Genomic DNA, 1,755 nt, shown 5'->3' on the forward strand with positions numbered 1-1,755 from the left:
CACCCAACGCCGCGCCCTCGCCCCGCCCAGCGCGCCGTCATCCCCGACTCGTCATCCCATCGGCCCAGCGCACGCTACGGTGGTGCGGCCGGCCCAGACGGCGGCCCGTCTGGCGGCAACGCATCCGCAGCACTCACGAGGTTGGGGCACGGCACTCCATGGCACAGGGCTCGGTCCAGCTCACGCACACGGGCACATCGCGGTGGCGGCGCCGCACAGGGGAGTACGCCACCCTGTCCGCCGCCCTCCAGGCCGCGGCCGACGGGGACGTACTCACCGTCTCCCCCGGCACGTACCGGGAGAACGTGGTCGTGGACAAGACCGTCACCCTGCGCGGCCCGGAGCGCTCCGGAGGCGGGTCGGCGCGGATCGCGCCGGCGGACGGGGTCGCGCTCACCGTATGCGCCCCCGCGGCCCTCCAGGACCTCCAGATCGAGGGGCAGGACACAGCCGTCCCGGCGGTGCTGGTGGAGGAGGCGGCGCCGGAGCTGACCGGGCTGCGGATCGTGACCCGCTCGGCGGCCGGTGTCGAGGTGCGCGAGAGCGCCCGCCCCACCGTGCGCCGCTGCACCGTGGACAACCCCGCAGGGCTCGGCTTCAGCGTCTCCGGCGGCGCGGGCGGGCTGTACGAGGAGTGCGAGGTCGTCGCGGCCGGGCAGTCGGGTTTCGCGGCCCGCGAGGGCGCGCGCCCCCGGCTGGAGAACTGCCGCCTGCACCACGCCTCGGGCGCCGGGCTCGCGCTGCACGGCGAGGGCACCTCGGCGGAGGCGGTCGGCTGCGAGGTGTACGAGATCAAGGGCAGCGGTGTACGGGTCGGCTCCCGGGGCGCCGGCCTGCTGACGGACTGCCGGGTGCACCGCACCTCGGCGGACGGCGTCACGCTCGACACGGACGCCGTGCTCACCCTCGCCGACTGCGACATCCACGACATCCCCGAGAACGCCGTGGACCTGCGCTCGCGCTCGGTGCTGACGCTGACTCGCTCGACCGTGCGGCACTTCGGGCGCAACGGCATCTCCGTCTGGGACCCCGGCACCCGGGCCGACGCCAACGGCTGCGAGATCCACGAGAGCACCGGCGACTACCCGGCCGTCTGGGTCAGCGACGGCGCGACGGTCATACTCGACACCTGCCGGGTGCACACGGTGCCCGACGCGCTGTTCGTCCTCGACCGCGGCTCCCGCGCCGACGTGCTGGACAGCGACCTGTCCCAGGTGCGCGGCACCGCGGTGTCGGTCAGCGACGGCGCGGTCGTCCAGCTGGACGACTGCCGGATCAGCAAGGCGGCCACCGGCGCCTGGTTCCGCGACCACGGCAGCGGGGGCACGCTCAGCGGCTGCACCATGGACAGCACCGCGACGGGCGTCATCGTCACCAAGGGCGCGGACCCGACGGTCGAACGGTGCACCGTCGGCTCGGCGACCGAGGCGGGCTTCTACGTCTCGGCCGGCGGCCGGGGCACCTTCCAGCACTGCCGGGTGACCGGCTCCCAGGGCTATGGCTTCCACATCATCGACGGCTGCCGCTCGACGCTGCGCCGCTGCCGCACGGAGCGGTGCGCCCGCGGGGGCTACGAGTTCGCCGAGCCGGGCCCGGTCACCGAGGACTGCACCAGCGACGAGTCCACCGCCGCTGCGCCGCTGTCCGCTCCGGTGCCCCCGCCCCTGGACGGCGGGGGCACCGGAGCGGACGGCGGCGGAGGGTCCGGGCTGCTGACGGCCACCGCGCAGGTGCCCCGGCAGCACTCCCCCGGGC

General features: G+C 75.4%; 1 protein-coding gene. It reads left to right on the forward strand.

The genetic code is table 11. The annotated features are described in order from the left end of the window. Positions 1-158 precede the first annotated feature (158 nt). Positions 159-1,755 (forward strand): right-handed parallel beta-helix repeat-containing protein (locus G5C65_RS36750; RefSeq protein WP_206442683.1); only part of this gene is annotated, 1,597 nt, incomplete at its 3' end.

Source organism: Streptomyces boncukensis (assembly GCF_011045075.1).
Taxonomy (GTDB): Bacteria; Actinomycetota; Actinomycetes; order Streptomycetales; family Streptomycetaceae; genus Streptomyces; species Streptomyces boncukensis.